The following is a 20,462-nucleotide window of genomic DNA, read 5'->3' as shown; positions in this document are numbered from 1 at the left end:
TCCGTGCAGTACACAAAATTTGTGAATACAGCCGAAACTGTGGGAGCGAGCCTGCTCGCGAATGCCGCGCCTCGATCTTAGAGATCTACAACAACAGCCTGAGCAGCACGGGTCGCCTTGGCACGAGCAGCTTCGATCGACTCATCCCGCGCCAATGCCACGCCCATCCGACGCTGACCATTCACTTCAGGCTTGCCGAACAGACGCAGCGCCGTATCCGGCTCGCTCAGCGCAGCACCCAGATTGGCGAATGCAGTCTGGGTCGACTGTCCTTCCACCAGAATCACCGCCGAAGCCGATGGGCCGAACTGACGGATCAGCGGCACCGGCAAGCCCAGAATCGCGCGGGCATGCAGGGCGAACTGCGACAGGTCCTGGGAAATCAGGGTTACCAGGCCAGTGTCATGGGGACGCGGCGAAACTTCGCTGAACCACACCTGATCACCTTTGATGAACAGCTCGACGCCAAACAGACCACGGCCACCCAGCGCCTCGGTTACCGCTTTGGCAACACGCTCGGATTCCGCCAGCGCAACCGGGCTCATGGCTTGTGGCTGCCAGGATTCCTGATAGTCGCCCTTCTCCTGACGGTGACCGACCGGTGCGCAGAATGTTGTGCCACCGATGTGGCGCACGGTGAGCAAGGTGATTTCGTAGTCGAAATCGATGAAGCCTTCGATGATCACCCGACCTTTGCCGGCACGACCGCCCTCTTGGGCGTAGTCCCAGGCTTTCTGCACGTCATCGCTGCTGCGCAGCAGGCTCTGGCCTTTGCCCGACGAACTCATCACTGGTTTGACAACACATGGGAAACCCAGGTCTTCAACAGCTTTGCTGTAGTCCTCGAAGGTGTCGGCGAAGTGGTACGGCGAGGTCGGCAGGTCCAGCTCTTCGGCGGCCAGACGACGGATGCCTTCGCGGTTCATGGTCAATTGCGCAGCGCGAGCGGTCGGGATCACGGTGAAGCCTTCGGCTTCCAGTTCGACCAGGGTCGCGGTAGCGATGGCTTCGATTTCCGGCACGATGAAGTGCGGCTTCTCGGCTTCGATCACTGCACGCAGGGCGGCACCGTCGAGCATGTTGATCACGTGGCTGCGATGCGCGACCTGCATGGCCGGCGCGTTGGCATAGCGGTCGACGGCAATCACTTCAACACCCAAACGTTGCAGTTCGATCACCACTTCCTTGCCCAACTCACCACAGCCACACAGCAATACGCGGGTCGCGGTTGGCGACAATGGAGTTCCGATACGGGTCATCTCAGGTCCTCAAAGAAGCGGATCATCGAGGAAAGCGTCGCCATGCGCGCTTTCCATGGGGAGAAAGCGCGGCATTTTACATGAACCCGAGGGTTTGGCTTCAGCTGGCGACGGCCTGTTTGCGATCGCGCCAGGCCATGATCAACCAGACGGCGGTGACGCCGGCAAACTTCGAGACCAGCGCGGTGATGATCACCGGCGGCGTCAGGGCGTCGATCATGCCGAAAAAGATGAACGTATCGAGGGGAATGCTCAGCGCCGAACTGATCCACAACCGGTCGCGCAATGGGCGCTTGGTGATGCTGAACACCAGCCAGTCGATGCATTCGGAGACCGCGAACGCCGTGGCGCTGGCCAGAGCGATGGACGGATCAGACGTGACGTAGGACAACACCAGTGCCGCCAGCATGGCGACGATTGCGCCATGGCCGAATCGGGTTTGCACCATGTCACGCAGCACGAATACCAGACCGCCCCACGCCGACCAGATGATGTCCAGGTGTGGCGCGGTGGAGAAAGCAAAGTTGATGAGAACAACGCTGCTGATGTAGGCGATGAGGAAAATCATGGTGGCGACCTGTCAGATTGGCGCACAGGTTACTTTAGACACAGCAGAATCAAAAGATCGCAGCCTTCGGCAGCTCCTACAGGTTCAGTATTCATCCGCGCAATGGGCGGCGAACACGGCTAATGCAGGAGCTGCCGAAGGCTGCGATCTTTTGATCTTGAATTACTGGCCCGGCGTCTTACCTATCATCCAGACCAAGCCACTCGCCTTCGCGCGCTCATGACACAACCCCAACACCACCCGCCGCTCGTCGTTATTCATACGGCTCCAGCGCGTAATCTCCTCAACCGTACGCTGGCACCCGGTGCAAATATCAGCCTCATCCAGCGCACAAATATTCACGCACGGCGAGGCGACGGGTCTTTGCGGCGTCGTCATTCTTCCTGCTCAACCAGATCGCGGGCATAACGCTGAGAGTTGTGCACATAGTGGGCGGCGCTGGCTTCGAGCATTTTCTTCTGCGGCTCGGTCAGCTCACGCACGACTTTGCCCGGCGAACCCATGACCAGCGAGCCATCGGGAATTTCCTTGCCTTCACCAATCAGCGAATTGGCGCCGATGATGCAGTTTTTGCCGATCTTTGCGCCATTGAGAATCACCGCGTTGATGCCAATCAAGCTGTAATCGCCAACCGTACAGCCGTGCAACATGGCGTTATGGCCAATGGTCACACCGGTGCCGATGGTCAGGGGAAAGCCCATGTCGGTGTGCATCACCGTGCCGTCTTGCACGTTGCTGTTCTTGCCGATCAGGATCAGTTCGTTGTCGCCACGCAGTACGGCGTTGAACCAGACGTTGGCGCCCTCTTCCAGCTTGACCTTGCCCACCAGCACAGCGTTGGGGGCGACCCAGCTCTGTGGATGGGTCTCGACACGGGCGTCGCCCAAGCGGTATTTCATCTTGTTTTCCTCAGGGCTCACGGGTGGCCATTCGAACGATGGCTATGATTTCAGGTGTGGATAAAACTTTTAGGCGGCTGATGCAGGCTGATTTTCGCGTCATAGAGCAGATTGATCAACTCGACGATCATGATCGCCGTCAATCCCCAGATCTTGTACTCACCGAATCGATAGCTCGGCACATACCAACTGCGGCCCTGATAGTCGATGCGATGGGTGTGCTCACGGGGATCTGTACGGAAAAATTCCAGCGGGACGCTGAATACGGCGGCAATTTCTGCGTCGTTGGGCTGGTATTCGACAAAATCGGGGATGACGCCGACATAAGGCGTGACTTTGATGCCGTGCAGGGAGATCAGCGGACTGAGCGGACCGATCACTTCGACCAGTCCTGGCGGCAGACCGATTTCTTCTTCGGCTTCGCGTAAGGCTGTGAAGATCAGATCGGGGTCTTCCGGGTCGCGACGCCCGCCGGGGAACGCAACTTCGCCGCCGTGGGTGGAGAGGCCGCTGGCCCGCAGGGTGAGCACCAGTTCCGGCTCGTCACTGCGGGTGATCGGCACCAGAACGGCGGCCTCCGGAAAACGTTTGTCGGTCTCCAGCGTGCGCGGTGTGTGGTTGCTTACCCTATGCAGTAGCTCGTCCAGCATGAGTGTTCTCGATCTGTGCCTTACCCTGCATCATGCACCAATCATTGCAGCCGCCCAACCCCCTCAAGGGACCATGTCGCGAAACGACAACTTGCCGACCGACACCGCTGCACGCCAAGATAGGCGCAGCCTTCAGGAACCCAAGCATGAAATTTTGCAGCCATTGCGGTAACCCGGTGACCCAGCGCATTCCCGAGGGCGACTCGCGACTGCGATTTGTCTGTGACAGCTGTCAGACCATTCACTATCAAAACCCCAATATCGTCGCCGGCTGTGTCGCGACCAGGGGCACTAAAGTGCTGCTCTGTCGCCGCGCCATCGAGCCGCGCCTCGGTTACTGGACCCTGCCCGCCGGTTTCATGGAAAACGGCGAGACCATCGAGCAGGCCGCGATCCGCGAAACCGCCGAGGAAGCCTGCGCCCGGGTGCGCAACCTGAGCATCTATACCCTGATCGACGTGCCGCACATCAGCCAGGTGCATGTGTTCTTCCGCGCCGAGCTGGCCGAGCCGGAGTTTTCTGCCGGCCCCGAGAGCCTGGAAGTGCAGCTGTTCGACGAAGCCGACATTCCATGGGACGAGCTGGCTTTCCGCACGGTGGGGCGTACCTTAGAATGCTTCTTCGCGGATCGGCGTAATGAGGTGTATCCGGTTCGCTCGGAATCGATTCCGCCACTCGCTCAGCCTGCCATCACTTAATCTCGACGCCGACCGGCCGATACACAGGGCGCAGGCGAATTCTGCACAACATCCATCACTCATGTATCTGCGTCACTCTTGGGGAATCGTTTCAATGCGCTGGTTGCTTGCCCTGTTCTGCCTGTCGTTCGCTATGGTCTCGCAAGCGTCATTCGTGACCACCGTGAAGCCTTCAAACACCCCGATGATCGAAAAAGTCCTGGTGCTCAAATCGGCCCATCGACTGCAGTTGATTGCCGACGGCAAGCCGCTCAAGACCTACCGAATATCGCTTGGCAAGGGCGCGAAAAAAGGGCCGAAACTGATCGAAGGCGACAAACGCACGCCAGAAGGTTTCTATTGGATCGATTGGCGCAAGACCAGCGAGAAATTCAACCTGTCGATGCACATTTCCTATCCGAACATCACCGATTCGGCCCGCGCCCGCCGTGAAGGCGTCGAGCCTGGCGGGATGATCATGATTCACGGCACGCCGGACACGGAAGAAAACCCCGAAGACCTGCTGCACACCCTGGACTGGACCGACGGCTGCATCGCCATGCGCAACGTCGATATGCGCGAAGTGTGGAGTCTGGTGCCGGACGGCACGATGATCGAAATCCGCCCTTAATCACCGACCGCCGGTCACCTGCAAAAAATAAATCAAAAGATCGCCGCCTGCGGCAGCTCCTACAGAGGTGATACCACTTCACATGCAGGAGCTGTCGCAGGCGGCGATTTTTTGCTTTTTACAGTCCAGCCCTAATACCACTTCGAGCCCACCGACCTAAAACCCGCCATTTCATTGGGCGAATGGCCATTTCACCGCGTTGACATGGTATTCAAGTGGTATTAATTTCCGCCCCACAAGCGAGCCACAACAATCCAATACTCGCGCCGGAAATGACCGACATGAATGACCTCCACGTCCTACGCCCCGATGACTCCCAGCCGACGCCGCTGTACCTGCAACTGGCGCGTAACCTGGAAGCGGCGATTCATTCCGGTCAGTGGAAAGCCGAGCAGGCAATGCCTTCGGAGCGCAATCTCAGCGAGCAGCTCGGCATCTCCCGAGTCACCGCACGCAAGGCGCTGGAAGTGTTGTTCGACCAAGGCCTGATCCGGCGCTTGCAAGGTTCCGGCACGTTCATCACCCCACGCCTGGAACAACCCCTTTCACGCCTTTCCGGCTTTAGTGAAATGCTCCGCCTCAAGGGCTTCGTGCCCAGTTCGCAATGGCTGGAGCGAGAAATCACCCTGCCGACCCACGAAGAACTGATCCGCCTCAGCCTGTCGCCGAACGACAAAGTCGCGCGCATGAAACGCCTGCGCAAAGCCGACGACACCGTGATGGCCATCGAGATGAGCACCCTGCCCGCCTCGATCATGCCCAAGCCGCAAGCGGTGGGCGATTCGCTCTACGAATACCTCGACGGCATCGGCAAACCGATCGTCCGCGCCTTGCAGCACATTCAGGCGATCAACGCCTCGGACGAGTTCGCCGCCCTGGTCGGCATCGCCCCCGGCACCGCCATGCTGCTGATGACCCGGGTCGGCTATCTGGAAGACAACACGCCGATCGAAGTCACCGACACCTATTGCCGCAACGACTACTACGACTTTGTTGCAGAGCTGCGTCGTTAAGAGCAGCCATAAGCGAGAACCAAAATGTCCGAAGACAACATCCTCACCGCCAGCGGCTGGGTTCGCGGCCGGCTGATTCACGAACACGGCAAAGTCGTGTCGATCGAAGGCGAGCCCTGCGATCCGGCAGACAACGACCTGCCGTATCTGCTGCCAGGCTTCATCGACCTGCACGTTCATGGCGGCGGTGGCAAAGACATCATGGAAGGCGCCAGCGCTTTCGAAACCATCACCAAAACCCACGTGCGATTCGGCACCACCTCGCTGCTGGCCACCACCATGACCGCACCGAGCGCAGAGATTTCCAGCGTCTTGAAAGAGGTCGGCGAGTTCTGCGAGCAGCGGCCCAAAGGCAGCGCGCGAGTGCTCGGCGTGCACCTTGAAGGCCCGTATATCAATCCCGGCAAACTCGGCGCCCAACCGAACTTCGCCCACACCGCATTGATGGCCGAGGTCGAAGAATATCTGGCGCTCGCTCCGATTCGCGTGATCACCATCGCTCCGGAAATCGCCGGCCACGACGCTTTGATTCGTGAACTCAGCAGTCGCGGCATCCGTATGCAGATCGGCCACACCCTCGGCAGTTACGAGGAAGGCGTCGCCGCACTGGACGCCGGCGCGACCAGCTTCACCCATTTGTACAACGCCATGAGCCCGCTGCATCACCGCGAACCCGGGATCGTTGGCGCGGCACTGGCCCACGCAACATTCGCCGAGCTGATTCCGGATTTGCTGCACGTGCATCCCGGCGCCATCCGCGTCGCTCTGCGTTCGATCCCGTGCCTGTATTGCGTCACCGATTCGACCGCCGCCGCGGGCATGCCCGACGGTGAATACAAGCTCGGCAGCCACACCGTGACCAAATGCCTGGGCGGCGTGCGCCTGCCTGACGGCACGCTGGCCGGCAGCACGCTGACCATGGATCAGGCTCTGCGCAATCTGGTGAAGATCGGTTTGCCGATTGCCGAGGCTTCGCAACGTCTTTCGCAATTTCCCGCCGACTACCTCGGCATCACCGAACGCGGGCGCCTTGAACCGGGCGCCTGGGCCGACTGCGTGCGGCTGGATCGCTCACTCACACTGACCGCCGTCATGGTCGAAGGAGAAGACATTGACTTCAAAAATGCTTGAGGAGGCGCTGTCCTCGTTCGAGGCCGTGCAAGCCCAACTGCAACAGCTCGACCCGCAACTGATCGAGATCGCCGGGCGCCTGCGCCGTCAGCCGCCGCAAGTGGCAATGACCGTCGCGCGCGGCAGCTCTGACCACGCGGCGAGCTACTTTGCCTACCTGACCATGCAGCAACTGGGCGTGCCCGTGGCGTCGTTGCCGATGTCGGTGGTGACCATGCAGCAGGCGCCGTTGAAGGTCAGCGGCCAGGTTGCTTTTGCCTTCTCGCAATCGGGTCAGAGCCCGGATCTGGTCAACAGTCTGCGTCTGCTGCGCAAGCGCGGCGCGCTGAGCGTGTCGATGGTCAACGCCGCCGACTCGCCACTGGAAGCCGCGTGTGAATTCAGCGTGCCGCTGCTCGCCGGCACCGAAAGCAGCGTCGCCGCGACCAAGAGTTTTATCGCCACCCTCAGCGCCAGCGCCCGTTTGATCGCGCACTGGAAAGAAGACAGCGAACTGCTTGAGGCGCACAACGCCCTGCCCGAAGGCTTGCGTGCAGCAGCCCAGCAGGACTGGAGCGTGGCCATCGACGCCCTGCGCGATTGCGAACGCCTGATGGTCATCGGCCGTGGTGCCGGTTTTGCCATTGCCCAGGAAGCGGCATTGAAGTTCAAGGAAACCTCGGCGATCCAGGCCGAAGCGTTCAGCAGCGCCGAAGTGCGTCACGGCCCGATGGCGTTGATTGACGAGCACTACCCATTGCTGGTCTTCGCTCCACGCGGTGCCGAACAGGCCGGGCTGCTGAGCCTTGCGGCAGAAATGCGTCAACGCGGTGCCCGGGTGTTGCTGGCCGCGCCAGATGACGTGAGCGAACGCGACCTGACCCTGACCCGCGCCGAACACCCGGCCCTGGACCCGATTCTGGCGATCCAGAGTTTCTACGTGATGGCCGCAGGTTTAGCCGTGGCCCGAGGCATGGACCCGGATCAACCGCGCCACCTGAGCAAAGTGACGCGCACGCATTAATTGAAGAAAACCTGTAGGAGCTGCCGAAGGCTGCGATCTTTTGATTTTGATTCACAGAAAAACAAGATCAAAAGATCGCAGCCTTCGGCAGCTCCTACAGGGGCCAGCGAATTTCCTGATGAGACCGAGCCATGCACAACAACAATAAAGAGCTGACCCTCAGCGCCCCGCTCAGCGGCCCGGTGCTCACGCTCGCCAAAGTCCCGGACGCGGTGTTCGCCAGCGGTGCGATGGGCGATGGCATTGCTATTGATCCACTTAACGACACCCTGTATTCGCCATGCGCCGGGGTGATCATTCACGTCGCCCGCACCGGCCACGCCCTCACCGTGCGCGCCGACAATGGCGCGGAAATCCTTCTGCACCTAGGCCTCGACACCGTTGAACTGAACGGCGAAGGCTTCTCGATGCTGGTCAAGGAAGGCGTGCGGGTCAGCAACGGTCAGCCGCTGTTGCGCTACGACCTGGACAAAGTCGGCCAGCAGTGCAAAAGCCTGGTCAGCCTGTTGATCCTGACCAACAGCCAGGATTTCCAGGTGCTGCCGATCACCCTGAAAGCGGTGAAAGTCGGTGAGCCGTTGTTGCACATCGTGGCGCGCAGCACTTCGGCGGCGAATGCAGAAGAAATCGGCGGGCCTGAGGTTAACGGTCATGTGCTTGTCGCGCATCGAGGCGGTTTGCATGCGCGCCCCGCTGCGCTGATTCGTCAGACGGCGCAAGGTTTCAAAAGCCAGTCGCAACTGCATTTCGCCGGCAAATCGGCGCCGTGCAACAGCCTGATCGGGTTGATGGCGCTGGCGATTGGCGAGCAGGATGAAGTGCAAGTCAGCTGTCAGGGACCGGACGCCGAAGCCGCGCTGCAAGCGTTGCTCAGCGCATTGGCCACCGCACTGCCAGATGATCATCACGCCGCCGCACCTGTGCGCGTTGCATCCCCCAAGCGCCCGGCCGAGGCTGGCGTGTTGCAGGGTGTTTGTGCCGCACCGGGTTTGGTCGGCGGGCCGTTATTTCGTTTGAACACCATCAACTTGCCAGTGGATGCCGGCAATCATGATCTGCTGGAACAGCAGCAGAAACTTGAGACTGCGCTGATTCAGGTGCGCAACGAAATCAACGGCACCCTCGCCCAGGCGAAAAAACAACGTAACGCCGACGAAGAAGCCATCTTCGCCGCGCATTTGGCATTGCTGGAAGACCCGGCCCTGCTCGACGCTGCACAGCAATCCATCGACCAGGGCAGCGCAGCAACGCACGCTTGGAGCCAGTCGATTGATGTCCAGTGCGAAGTCCTGCAACACACCGGCAGCGCGCTGCTGGCCGAACGCGCCAACGATCTGCGCGACCTCAAGCAGCGCGTGTTGCGCGCCCTGCTCGGCGAGGCCTGGCACTACGACGTACCGGCCGGCGCCATCGTCGCTGCCCATGAACTGACGCCGTCGGATTTGCTGCAACTCAGCGCGCAAGGTGTGGCCGGTTTGTGCATGGCCGAGGGCGGCGCGACTTCTCACGTGGCGATTCTCGCGCGCGGCAAAGGTCTGCCATGCATGGTTGCACTAGGTTCAGCACTGCTCGATCAACCGCAAGGCCAAGCGGTGGTGCTGGATGCCGATGGCGGTCGCCTCGAACTGACGCCGAGCGCTGATCGACTGGCCGAAGTCCAACAAGCGCAAATCGACCGCCAGCAACGCCGCGATGCGCAGCAAGCCAAAGCGCATCTGCCGGCCGAAACCCGCAACGGTGTGGCCATCGAAGTCGTCGCCAATGTCGCCTCCAGCGCTGAAGCTGCAGACGCCTTTGCCAACGGTGCCGATGGCGTCGGCCTGCTGCGTACCGAATTCCTTTTCGTCGATCGCCAGACCGCGCCGGACGTCGAAGAACAGCGCGCCGCCTATCAAGCCGTCATCGATGCGATGGGTGACAAATCAGTGATCATCCGCACCATCGACGTCGGCGGCGACAAGCAGCTCGACTATCTGCCGCTGCCCACCGAAGCCAATCCGGTGCTGGGTCTGCGCGGCATTCGTCTGGCTCAGGCACGGCCGGAAATCCTCGATCAGCAACTGCGTGCGCTGCTGCAAGTCAGCCCATTGCAGCGTTGCCGGATCCTGTTGCCGATGGTCACTGAAGTCGATGAGCTGCTGCACATCCGTGAGCGCGTCGACGCGTTGTGCCTTGAACTGAACATCACTCAACGCCCGGAAATCGGCGTGATGATCGAAGTCCCCGCCGCCGCGCTGCAAGCCGAACAACTGGCCGAACACGCAGACTTCCTGTCCATCGGCACCAACGACCTGTCGCAATACACCCTGGCCATGGACCGCGACCACGCCGGCCTCGCCGCAAGGGTGGATGCCTTGCACCCGGCGCTGCTGCGCCTGATCGCCATGACCTGCGAAGGCGCGGCGGTGCACAAGCGCTGGGTCGGTGTGTGCGGTGCGTTGGCATCCGACCCGCTGGCTACCCCGGTACTGATCGGCCTCGGCGTGACCGAATTGTCGGTGAGCCCGGTGCAGATCGGTGAAATCAAGGATCGCGTGCGTCAGTTGCACGAAGCCGAATGCCAACGCCTCGCCCGCGACCTGCTCAAGCTGAGCAGCGCCGCCGCGGTGCGTCACGCCTGCCGCCAACACTGGCCTCTGCGCTAATAACAACAAGAAGGAGAACCGCCATGTATCAACTCTTCATCGAAGGTCTGCAACGCCTCGGGCGCGCGCTGATGCTGCCGATTGCGATCCTGCCCATCGCCGGCCTGCTGCTGCGTCTGGGTGACACCGATCTGCTGAACATCGCGATCATTCACGACGCCGGCCAAGTGATCTTCGCCAACCTGGCAATGATCTTCGCCATCGGCATCGCCGTCGGTTTCGCCAAGGACAACAACGGCACGGCGGGCCTGGCCGGGGTGATCGGTTATCTGGTGATGATCTCCACCCTTAAAGCGCTCGATGCGAGCATCAACATGGGCATGCTCGCCGGGATCGTCAGCGGCCTGATGGCCGGCGCACTGTACAACCGCTTCAAGGACATCAAGCTGCCGGAGTATTTGGCGTTCTTCGGTGGCCGACGATTCGTGCCGATTGTCACCGGGTTCGCGGCCGTCGGCCTGGGCGTGGTGTTCGGCTACATCTGGCCGCCGATCCAGCACGGCATCAACAGCTTCGGCGCCCTGATGATGGAAAGCGGCAGCATCGGCGCGTTCGTCTTCGGCGTGTTCAACCGCCTGCTGATCGTCACCGGCCTGCACCACATCCTCAACAACATGGCGTGGTTCGTGTTCGGCAACTTCACCGACCCAACCACCGGCGCACTGGTGACCGGTGACCTGTCGCGCTACTTCGCCGGCGATCCGAAGGGCGGCCAGTTCATGACCGGCATGTTCCCGATGATGATCTTCGGCCTGCCCGCCGCGTGCCTGGCGATGTACCGCAATGCCCTGCCGGAACGGCGCAAGGTGATGGGCGGGATTTTCCTGTCAATGGCACTGACTTCATTCCTGACCGGGGTGACCGAGCCGATTGAATTCGCCTTCATGTTTCTGGCGCCGCTGTTGTATCTGCTGCATGCGTTGCTGACCGGGTTGTCGATGGCGATCACCAATGCGCTGAATATTCATTTGGGCTTTACCTTCTCTGGCGGCTTCATCGACATGATTCTCGGCTGGGGCAAATCCACCAACGGTTGGTTGGTGTTTCCTGTCGGCCTGGCTTATGCAGTCGTTTATTACGGAGTGTTTGATTTCTGCATCCGTCGATTCAACCTGAAGACACCGGGCCGAGAAGATGTCGCTGTCAGTGAGAAAGCCGTACTGACTGAAAACGAGCGCGCCAGTGCCTACATCAAGGCATTGGGCGGCGCTGAAAACCTGCTGACTGTCGGCGCTTGCACCACCCGATTGCGACTGGAGATGGTGGATCGCAACAAGGCCTCGGATGCCGATCTGAAAGCGCTGGGTGCGATGGCCGTTGTGCGTCCGGGTAAAGGCGGGAGTTTGCAGGTGGTGGTCGGGCCACTGGCCGACAGCATTGCTGATGAAATTCGTCTGGCGATGCCGGCGTTGGGGCGTGCTGTTATTGCCGAATCTGTTGCAGTGGTCGAAGAGCCAAAAGCACTGATGGTCGCGGGCGCCGAGGCACAGAAATGGCTGAATGCACTGGGCGGCGGCGCCAATGTGCTGCAACTGGATTGCATAGCCATGAGCCGGATTCGTCTGTTGCTGGCGGATGGCAAGGCGCTGTCCGAGGCTCAGTTGAAGGAATTGGGCTGCCAGGGTGTCAGCCAGTTGGAAGGTGGGGTCTGGCATTTGCTGGTGGGGGATAAAGCGGCGAGTTTGAGTGGGGCGATTGAGGCTTTGGTCAGTCGTAGCGAGGTGAGTGCCAAGGTTTAGACGTCTGGTGTCTGGACTGGCCTCATCGCTGGCAAGCCAGCTCCCACAGGGGCATGTGTTTCAAACTGTGGGAGCCAGCCTGCTGGCGATGCACGAAGACGCGCTCGTCAGGCTTGCGGGTCGACTCGATCCAGCGCCCGGTTTACCACCAGCTCGGCGAGCATGACGATTTGCTGGATGCCTAACGCCGTGCTGCGCTGCGAACCGCTTAGCTCATTGGCGAAGTTGCTGGCGGCGGTGCTGGCTGAGGCTAATGACTCACAGGCGTGGGCGAGCAGGCTTTCGGTATCGACCTGGGGGCAGACCATGAACATGGTGCTCGGTCTGCGGGGCTTGGCGGGCTCGGGGCACAGGTAGAAGTCGAGGGCGCGTTTGATGGCTTCGCGGTTTCGGGCCTGCTCTTCGGCGCGGAGGGCTTCTTCGAGTGGGGTTTTGGTTTCGGGTGGGTCGGGGACGGGCTTGGTCATTGAAAAACTCCTTAATGATCGGAGCCATCCAATTGCCGTTTCTCACGCGGCGATATGGTGGCAGCTATGTGCGGGGTGAGAAACCGGGCAAGGAGCAGAACTTCCGGCCAGACCGAAGTCTGCCCGCACACAGCCGCCATAAATTTATTGCAGGCAGCAATAAGCTGACGGCGATTATGACGTACCGATGCTGGAATAACACTTCTTGCCCAGGTTCTCACACCCGATCACCGATTTGCGGTGACAAACAAAGACTAGAGACCCGACGTCCGACGGACAACCTGAAAACCTTGTGGGAAGGTTCTGGTTTTTCCACACGCACTTAAACCCTCCATCTTCTGCCTCGTTGCACCCGTCAGCATCTGGACCACCCCTGTTAGCTTCAGGAATTGTCTGATTTTTTTTAACATGCCCGACGCTTAGGCTCGCGGCATGAAATCAACTCCTCAAGCTGCCCGAAAACTTCTTCATTTATTTGCCTCTGGCCTGATCATCGCGGTCTTTGCGGGTTCGGTTATCTACTTGCGGGCCGTTTTCAACCAAGAGGTATCGCTGCGTCGCAGTTTCATGAACGAAGCGGTGTTCAGTGCTCAAGATTTTTTCGTCAGCCGTCAGACCTTGCTCAGAAGTCTGGTGTTGGCCGCAGTGCCTGAAAAATCAGAAAACGAACCTTTCATCACTGTTGATCCCGAAGAAGAGGTGAACATCAGTTTGGGCAGCGAGGCGGGTCACTGGAGCATTTGGCTGACCCAACGGATGAAGGAATATCTGCGCGAGAGCAAAGTTAATCTGCTGTATGTGCCGCAAACTGAAAACCCTGAGGTAGTCCGCGTGTTTGACACCTCAAGCCATCTAGAGCCTTTGCCAAAGACCGTGTTGCAGCAATTGATGGATGAGGGCGGCAAGCCATACGCCTTTGGCGATGATCTGTGGCTGACAGACAGCAGCAACCTGGACTCGCCATTCTATCTGTTTACCCGGCTGGATAACCGCAACATGGATTCAGGCTGGTTGGGGATTGAGGTCGAAGTCACCGATCTGGTAGCCGCCTTGCGCAGCGAAAGTGCCGGCGACTTCATGCTGCTGGATGGTCAAGGGCACATCATTTTCACCAATGCATCGCCCTCCACGCGGGTGGATTCATTGCATGCGCTGGAGCCCAAAACCTCCTTCGGATTTATCGGGCATTGGTGGTTTCCTGACAGTTTGGCGATCAGGAAAAAGCTCGGTTACTCAGGCTGGCAAATTGTCTACGCTGTGGATATTCAATCTTTGCTGCCTGTTCTGGCTGGGCCTTTGCTGGGCTGTTTGCTGTTATGCATCGCCGCATGCATTGGCTTGCGCCTTCTCATTTTGCGCATCGACCGACGGCTGATTACCCCGGGTGAAAATCGCATCCAGGCATTGATTGAAAGTGAGGCGTTCAATCGCGCCGTGTTGCAGGTAGCACCGATCGCCTTGTGCGTGATTCGCCGCACCGATGGCACCGTGGTCCTGGAAAACTCGCTATCGCAACAATGGCTGGGCAAAGGCACTGAACGCAGCAAACTGTGCCATGGCTGGATTTATCGTGCATTCGATCAGCCCGACGGGCGCACCAGTGATGAAGTCGAAATGGATGACGGCCGCCTGCTCTATCTGGCGTTCGCGCCGACCCGTTACAGCGGTCAAGACGTGCTGATCTGCGCGTTCAGTGACATTTCTGCACGTAAACAGATTGAAGTAACGCTGGAACGCGCCCGTGAACTGGCGGACCGGGCCAATGAGGCCAAGACGCTGTTTCTGGCAACCATGAGCCATGAAATCCGGACACCGCTTTATGGTGTTCTAGGCACGCTGGAGCTGTTGGCGCGCACCCAACTCAACGATCAGCAAAACAACTATTTAAAGGCGATCGAGCGTTCTTCCGGCAACTTGCTGCAGTTGATTTGCGACGTGCTGGATGTGTCGCGTATTGAGGCCGGTCAGTTGCAACTGGAACTCAACACGTTCAGCCCCATGGAGCTGATAGAAGAAGTGATTCAGGGTTATAGCGGCGCGGCACAAGCCAAAGGTTTGCAATTATTTGCGTTGATTGATTCAAAAGTGCCTGAGTGGCTGAACGGGGATGTCGCGCGAATCCGTCAGATCCTCAATAACCTGCTCAACAATGCTTTGAAATTCACTGACAACGGAAAAATTGTCCTGCGGCTAAAACTCGATAGCCGTGACGATGAGCGCGTGATGTTGCACTGGCAGGTTTCGGACACAGGAAAAGGCATCGCCCTTGAGGAACAGGCTCGATTGTTCGAGCCTTTTTATCAAGTGGAGTCAGCCAAGAATGTTGTCGCGGGAACCGGCCTGGGCCTATCCATCTGTAAGCGTCTTATGCACTTGATGAACGGCAGTATGCGACTGGTCAGTGAGCCTGGACTGGGCAGTAGCTTCACCCTGCATTTGCCTTTGGAACAGGTTCGAGATTCGGGGCACATAAGCCCTGTGGGCGAGTTGGCATCTAATGTGGTGTACGTCGTGTCTCAACTGCGCGAGCTGGCCGAGTGTTATTGCGGTTGGTTGCGTCGCTGGGGTGCGCGCGCTCAATTGGGAGCCCCCAAGTCTGGAGACGCGTTGGAAGGCGCGGTGTTGCTGGAACTGCATCCAGGTGCGGTCACGCAACTTCTGGAGCCAGGATGGACAGGTTCAGTCGTCGTCGCCGCCAGCGACCTCTCATCACCGCCCACTCCAGTCAGTACGTGCTGGTATGCGGACCTCAATAGTTTGCAGGACGTGTACCGAGCCCTGTCCCGGGCACAAGGCACGAGAACCCATACGCTGCTTGACGCTGACGCCGCAATGCACGAACTCAAACTTGATTTGAGAATTCTGGTTGCCGAAGACAACGTCATTAATCAGCTCATTTTGCGTGATCAACTTGAAGAACTCGGCTGCTCGGTCACCTTGGCCAGTGATGGCCTGGAGGCCTTGGGGCTCTGGCAGGATGCCAAGTTCGACCTGGTGCTGACTGACGTCAACATGCCAAGAATGAATGGCTACGAATTGGCGGCCCAACTGCGCGAGATGAATGTCACGCAACCCATTATCGGTGCTACGGCCAACGCCATGCGCGATGAGGGCGAACGCTGCCTGAGCGCGGGGATGAATCACTGTTTGATCAAGCCTTTTACGCTGCACACCTTGTACAACTGTCTTCAGCACTTCTAAAGGAGGGTCCAGTGAAATCCTATCGAGTCTTGGTCGTTGAGGATCATCCTTTTCAGCATGAGTATTTACTGAATGTTTTCAGTGAAGTCGGCGGCTTTAAAGTTGACACCGTATGGAGTGGTGACGAGGCACTGGAGTGTCTCACGCGCCGCGAATATGACCTGCTACTGACTGACCTGCTGATGCCCGTTATGGATGGGGTACAACTGATCCAGAAAATTGCCGCCCTGAAAAAACGACCGGCGCTGGCACTGATGAGTGCATCGTCACGTCGAATGTTGATCAGCGCAGGGCTGGTGGCGAAAAATCTGGGTATGTCCGTTGTCGGGTTGATATCCAAGCCGGTCGAGTTCAATGCTGTCATGCGTCTAAAGGAGCGGATGGCCATTTTTCGTACGCGCGGTGTGACCGATCCCGCGCTGGCCATCGAACTGGACCCGCTGAGTACCCTGCAGGCGATAGAGAATGGCCAGATTCAGGCTTGGTTCCAGCCCAAGAAATCTCTGCACAACGGCAATATCCTCAGTGCAGAGGCGCTGGTTCGCTGGTTACATCCTGAACTCGGTGTATTGCTGCCCAAAGACTTTCTGCCGCTCTTGATCAACCAGGGGTTAGAGGAGCGCCTGCTATGGCTGATGCTGGAGCAAACCCTGCGGGCGCAAAGGCAATGGCGCGATCAAGGTTGGGATATCCCTGTTTCCATCAACTTGCCGACACACTTGCTGGATAACCACGAGTTGGCCGATCGTTTGCGTGATTACGTGGTAGCCGATGGCGGGGACCCGCGAAGCATCGTGTTCGAGCTGATGGAAAGCTCAGTCACGGAGGAACTCAGCAATTACTACGCGGGCGCTTGTCGCCTGCGCATGATGGGTTTTGGGTTGGCTCAGGATGACTTCGGCAGAGGGTTCAGCTCTTACTTCAACTTGGTGTCCACCCCCTTCAGTGAACTCAAGATTGACCGTTCTCTGGTCCATGGCTGCGTCGAAAATGAAAACCTCGCGTCAGCCTTGCGCAGTTTGGTTGAGTTGAGTCGAAAACTGGGCCTGACGGTGGTTGCCGAAGGGGTCGAAACCCAGGCTGAGCTCGCTTTCCTGCGCAGCATTGGCTGTGATCAGGCGCAAGGGTTTCTGATTTGTGGAGCCGTTTCACCGGCTGATTTTGGAACTCTTCTGTTTGAGGATAGCTCAAAGCCATCATGGAGCTGATTCGGCGCAAAGGATGATGGGCTGGCCGCTCGTCCAACCGTCTGACTCATTAAAAAACGCATCAGTGGTTAGAAGAAGGATGGGCAGCAGCCTTCTGCTGTCCTGCAGAAGGAAAGTCACGGCGCGCTTGCACCGTCGTCTGCCTACGAACTCTGGATTTGTGAAGTATTCTTCTGTTCATGCCCTGTTCAGTGTGCTCCCGATTGACTGGCGAACACTGGCCAAACCTTGAATTCACTCAGCGATACACAGGGTCTGTTGATGTTTTATTGCGAGCCGCATCGCGGAGGCAAATTTTACCAGGCAAGACTCAGTGCAGCGGGACTGGGGAGGTTCACCTTTCTGTGAGCACTGCAAAGTAGCGTGGCTGAATTTGACACCCGATTCGAAGGGACGAAAAACCCTCGCACGTAAAGCGATGCTTCCCACGCCAGGTTCTGCACGGCGTGGTCATTCGTCGCGCTCGCAATGAATATCCACAGACTCCAGCAGTGCGTCATTAATTTGGAGCCAGGCAATGCGCGTAATCAAGACAGTAATTGCCGACGATCACCCGGTGGTTTTAGTAGGTCTTCGGGAAATGATTCAACGCGATGAACGCTTCACTCTCGTAGACGAAGCCGTCAGTTCATCGCAACTGGTTGAGTTGTTGGCATTGAATCAACCTGATCTGGTCATCACCGATTTCAATATGCCAGGTGACGATACCTACGGTGATGGCCTGAAGCTGATCGCCTACATCATCGAGCATTTTCCAGAGGTGACCATCCTGGTGCTGTCGATGGTTAGCAATCCGTTGATTATTTCGCGCTTGCTGGAAATGGGCGTGGCGGGAGTGATTGCCAAGAACCATATCCACGAAGAAATCGGTAAAGCACTGAATGCATTGGCCAATGATCGGCCTTATGTCGCGCCGACGGTTCAGAAAACGTCCGTACTTTCCAATCCTAGAGTGATTGACGAGCGCTTCTCCAACCTTTCGCCTCGTGAGGTTGAGGTGTTACGGCTGTTTGTCGCGGGCAGCAGCGTGAGCGAGATTGCCCGCCTACTCAATCGAAGCGTTAAAACTGTCAGCACCCAAAAAGTTTCTGCCATGCAAAAGCTGGAAGTGCTCACTGACCATGCACTGCTTACTTACTGCATCAAGGCTGATCCCTTCGAATCATAAAAATCTGTCGCGCAAGTTCACAGCTATCTGCTTTTCAGGACTGGAGTCATATACGTCATGCCCCAAATGAGAGTCTTACTGGCCGACGATCACCCGATTGTGTTGATGGGCGTACGCGAAATCATTGAGCGTGATCCGCGCTTCAAGGTCGTGGGAGAAGCGATGAATTCGTCTGAATTGATCAGTAAGGTTTTGCAACTGCGTCCTGACGTCATCATTACGGATTACAACATGCCGGGGGATGAGCAATATGGCGACGGCACCCGCCTGGTGGAGTACTTGCGGCGGCATTTTCCCGAGCCTCGGGTATTGATCCTGACGATTATCTCCAACCCGAAGATTCTGAACTGGTTATATGAGTTAGGGATTAGCGGGGTGATTTCCAAGAATGCCGGGCTGGAGCAAATCCTGGTGGCTCTGGATGCGTTCTATCGTGAGGGGCACTACCAGCACGACCCGCTAAATGGAGCATTGAATGCTGACGCGGACGGTATTGCGCAAAGGTTAAGCCAGCTCACGGTAAAGGAGTTTGAAGTCCTGCGCCTGTTTGCCTCCGGGATGAGCGTGAGTGACGTGGCGCAGAGTCTCAATCGCAGTATCAAAACCATCAGCACCCTGAAAATTTCAGGCATGCGCAAGCTGGATGTCGACAGTGATCAAGCCCTTTTGATTCTGTGCATCAAGGCTAATCTGTTCGCCTGACTGGCTTGATCAGAGGTAGATCATTTCCATCAACAGCATTGAGCTGTAATTTCCGATCTCGGGCAATTCCTGCCCGGTTTTTATCGGTCTGACCGATAGTTTGAGTTTGAGCAGCTTGTCTTCCACAGGGAAGACAAGCTGTTCGCCGAGCTTCAAATCAACGACTTTTTCGGTCGTCGTCAGGTCACTCAGGCGGGTTTTCAATCCTAGCTTATCGAGTGAAGTACGCAGTGTGCTGCTGTCGAACGAGCCACTACCTGCACTAAAGCGCAGTTGCACCAGACTGCCTTTGACACACTTGAAATCCAGGGTCACATCGGTCCACTCGCTAGTGTCGGAGCGCAGTGAATTAAGATTGACCTTGGGGATGTCAATACTTTGCGATGCCGGGAAGTCAGCCGAGCAAGGCGGTTTTATCAGCGTTCCGGTGATATCCAGTGAAGAGGTATCGGCTGCGCAGCTTGCGGTGCTAACACCCAGTACAAGTGCAGCCAATAGTGCTGACCATAGGCTTGTTCTAGCGATCATGCTCATGTCACAAGTAATCGATATTGATAACGGCGGAGGCCGAGAAAGCGCCTTCGGACAATGTGCCTTGAGCAATCAGTTTTGCCTTCATGCTCAGGTCAACCGCACCATTGAGGTTGGTCACGTTTCTCTTGGTCCCCTTTATGTTGATGACTGAATTGTCACTCTTCCAGAACAGTGAATAGCCCAGGTTGGTTCTGCCTGCGGAGGCCACGGTGTCGGTCAGCGCAGAGGATGCCGTCACACTGATGTTCAACGCCGAGTTGGGCGGGCAGGTCATGGTCATCGGCAAATCAATTTGCGCAGCTGTGTCCACCTGGTCATAGCGCAAGGTGCCAAAGTTTGCGGTCAGGGTTTTGCTGCTGGTCATGGTGCAAGGGGGGCGTGTCAGCGTGCCGCTGACGTTAATGGTCACAGTGTCAGTCACCGCGTTGGCCGATGTGCAGGCCAGGCCAGCAAAGAGCGCTGCGGCCAACGATAAATGTAATCTCATGGACGAGTTCCTCTGCCTGATCAGCGATAAGTGATGTTAAGGGTGTATTGACTTGAGAAATTACCGGTCGGCGAAACGCTGGTATTCAATCGCGGCCGAAACCCCAGGCTAATCCTGTTGGCGCCTGGTGCGAGCGTTAACGTGCGCGGGCTATTGAAGGTCACGGCGCTATCGTTATCAGCCCAGGTGGCCGCCATCGACAGCCCGGCCAACGTAGTCGCAGAAACTCCCGCGCTGCCACTGACGGCGGCTTGGGTCGGGACCAGCGTGGCAGTGACCTGAGTTCCCCGGATGCAGTTCATCGTGACGTTGGCCACTTGCTGGGTAGAGGCAAAGTCGTTGCTGTTCAACGTACCGAAAGACAGGTTCATGTTTTTGGCCGACCCCAAAGAGCAGGCGGGTTGAGCCACGGTGTAACTGAGAACGATGGTCTGGAGATAGTCCGCGTAGTTTTCCCACCCGCCGATAGACGTATCGAAG

Annotated in this window: 19 protein-coding genes and 1 pseudogene; 11 read left to right on the top strand and 9 right to left on the bottom strand. The window is 58.0% G+C overall.

The window, feature by feature from the left end:
• Positions 1–77: 77 nt before the first annotated feature.
• From purT to JJD74_RS25515, 5 genes are all read right to left on the bottom strand, one after another.
• Positions 78–1,259, bottom strand: coding sequence for a formate-dependent phosphoribosylglycinamide formyltransferase (gene purT / locus JJD74_RS25535; protein WP_042557818.1), 1,182 nt, complete (start codon positions 1,257–1,259; stop codon positions 78–80).
• A gap of 100 nt (positions 1,260–1,359) precedes the next feature.
• A complete protein-coding gene (locus JJD74_RS25530; protein WP_047299862.1) occupies positions 1,360–1,827 on the bottom strand; it encodes a VUT family protein in 468 nt (155 codons plus the stop codon).
• A gap of 162 nt (positions 1,828–1,989) precedes the next feature.
• A complete protein-coding gene (locus tag JJD74_RS25525) occupies positions 1,990–2,205 on the bottom strand; it encodes a DUF1289 domain-containing protein (RefSeq protein WP_042557816.1) in 216 nt (71 codons plus the stop codon).
• Positions 2,202–2,726, bottom strand: a complete 525-nt coding sequence (locus JJD74_RS25520; RefSeq protein WP_034154816.1) for a gamma carbonic anhydrase family protein — start codon at positions 2,724–2,726, stop codon at positions 2,202–2,204. Before JJD74_RS25520 ends, JJD74_RS25525 begins: the two co-directional genes overlap by 4 nt.
• Positions 2,727–2,776: 50 nt before the next feature.
• Positions 2,777–3,376, bottom strand: coding sequence for a CoA pyrophosphatase (locus tag JJD74_RS25515; protein WP_042557814.1), 600 nt, complete (start codon positions 3,374–3,376; stop codon positions 2,777–2,779).
• Between the two features lie 146 nt (positions 3,377–3,522).
• On the opposite strand from JJD74_RS25515, the gene JJD74_RS25510 reads away from it, so the two are divergent.
• The 7 genes from JJD74_RS25510 (at position 3,523) to nagE (ending at position 12,215) form a co-directional block, all read left to right on the top strand.
• The gene (locus JJD74_RS25510) at positions 3,523–4,074 is read left to right on the top strand and encodes an NUDIX hydrolase (protein WP_200617096.1); all 552 of its coding nucleotides are present in this window, start codon (positions 3,523–3,525) and stop codon (positions 4,072–4,074) included.
• Between the two features lie 94 nt (positions 4,075–4,168).
• Complete coding sequence (locus tag JJD74_RS25505; protein WP_042557812.1) at positions 4,169–4,684, top strand: L,D-transpeptidase family protein; 516 nt, start codon at positions 4,169–4,171, stop codon at positions 4,682–4,684.
• Between the two features lie 281 nt (positions 4,685–4,965).
• Positions 4,966–5,697, top strand: coding sequence for a GntR family transcriptional regulator (locus JJD74_RS25500; protein ID WP_042557811.1), 732 nt, complete (start codon positions 4,966–4,968; stop codon positions 5,695–5,697).
• Between the two features lie 24 nt (positions 5,698–5,721).
• Entirely contained in the window at positions 5,722–6,828 is a 1,107-nt protein-coding gene (gene nagA / locus JJD74_RS25495) for an N-acetylglucosamine-6-phosphate deacetylase (protein WP_042557810.1), read from the top strand.
• Entirely contained in the window at positions 6,809–7,831 is a 1,023-nt protein-coding gene (locus JJD74_RS25490) for an SIS domain-containing protein (protein WP_115146349.1), read from the top strand. The genes nagA and JJD74_RS25490 overlap by 20 nt, the downstream gene beginning before the upstream one ends.
• Positions 7,832–7,962: 131 nt before the next feature.
• Positions 7,963–10,476 (top strand): phosphoenolpyruvate--protein phosphotransferase, encoded by a 2,514-nt coding sequence (ptsP, locus tag JJD74_RS25485; protein WP_200617095.1) that lies wholly within the window; start codon positions 7,963–7,965, stop codon positions 10,474–10,476.
• A gap of 23 nt (positions 10,477–10,499) precedes the next feature.
• The gene (nagE, locus tag JJD74_RS25480) at positions 10,500–12,215 is read left to right on the top strand and encodes an N-acetylglucosamine-specific PTS transporter subunit IIBC (RefSeq protein ID WP_200617094.1); all 1,716 of its coding nucleotides are present in this window, start codon (positions 10,500–10,502) and stop codon (positions 12,213–12,215) included.
• Between the two features lie 107 nt (positions 12,216–12,322).
• Here nagE and JJD74_RS25475 read toward each other — a convergent pair whose 3' ends face one another.
• Positions 12,323–12,682 (bottom strand): DUF6124 family protein, encoded by a 360-nt coding sequence (locus tag JJD74_RS25475; protein WP_042557806.1) that lies wholly within the window; start codon positions 12,680–12,682, stop codon positions 12,323–12,325.
• 432 nt (positions 12,683–13,114) lie between these two features.
• Between JJD74_RS25475 and JJD74_RS25470 the strand changes: the two genes are divergently transcribed.
• From JJD74_RS25470 to JJD74_RS25455, 4 genes are all read left to right on the top strand, one after another.
• On the top strand, positions 13,115–15,883 hold the full coding sequence (locus JJD74_RS25470; protein ID WP_200617093.1) for an ATP-binding protein: 2,769 nt from the start codon (positions 13,115–13,117) through the stop codon (positions 15,881–15,883).
• A gap of 11 nt (positions 15,884–15,894) precedes the next feature.
• Complete coding sequence (locus JJD74_RS25465; protein ID WP_042557804.1) at positions 15,895–17,091, top strand: EAL domain-containing response regulator; 1,197 nt, start codon at positions 15,895–15,897, stop codon at positions 17,089–17,091.
• Positions 17,092–17,608: 517 nt separating this feature from the next.
• On the top strand, positions 17,609–18,259 hold the full coding sequence (locus JJD74_RS25460; protein ID WP_042557803.1) for a response regulator: 651 nt from the start codon (positions 17,609–17,611) through the stop codon (positions 18,257–18,259).
• Positions 18,260–18,316: 57 nt separating this feature from the next.
• A complete protein-coding gene (locus tag JJD74_RS25455) occupies positions 18,317–18,961 on the top strand; it encodes a response regulator (protein WP_042557802.1) in 645 nt (214 codons plus the stop codon).
• A gap of 9 nt (positions 18,962–18,970) precedes the next feature.
• On the opposite strand, the gene JJD74_RS25450 is transcribed toward JJD74_RS25455, so the two are convergent.
• The 3 genes and pseudogenes from JJD74_RS25450 to JJD74_RS25440 form a co-directional block, all read right to left on the bottom strand.
• Entirely contained in the window at positions 18,971–19,495 is a 525-nt protein-coding gene (locus JJD74_RS25450) for a fimbrial protein (protein WP_200617092.1), read from the bottom strand.
• 1 nt (position 19,496) lies between these two features.
• A complete protein-coding gene (locus JJD74_RS25445) occupies positions 19,497–19,904 on the bottom strand; it encodes a fimbrial protein (protein WP_325167022.1) in 408 nt (135 codons plus the stop codon).
• Between the two features lie 98 nt (positions 19,905–20,002).
• Positions 20,003–20,462, bottom strand: a pseudogene (locus JJD74_RS25440) (fimbrial protein); the annotation flags it as partial.

The organism is Pseudomonas sp. MF6776 (assembly GCF_016613125.1).
Taxonomy (GTDB): Bacteria; Pseudomonadota; Gammaproteobacteria; order Pseudomonadales; family Pseudomonadaceae; genus Aquipseudomonas; species Aquipseudomonas iridis.
The sequence above is the reverse complement of the archived record's forward strand: the minus strand, read 5'-3'. Positions and strand labels throughout refer to the sequence as shown.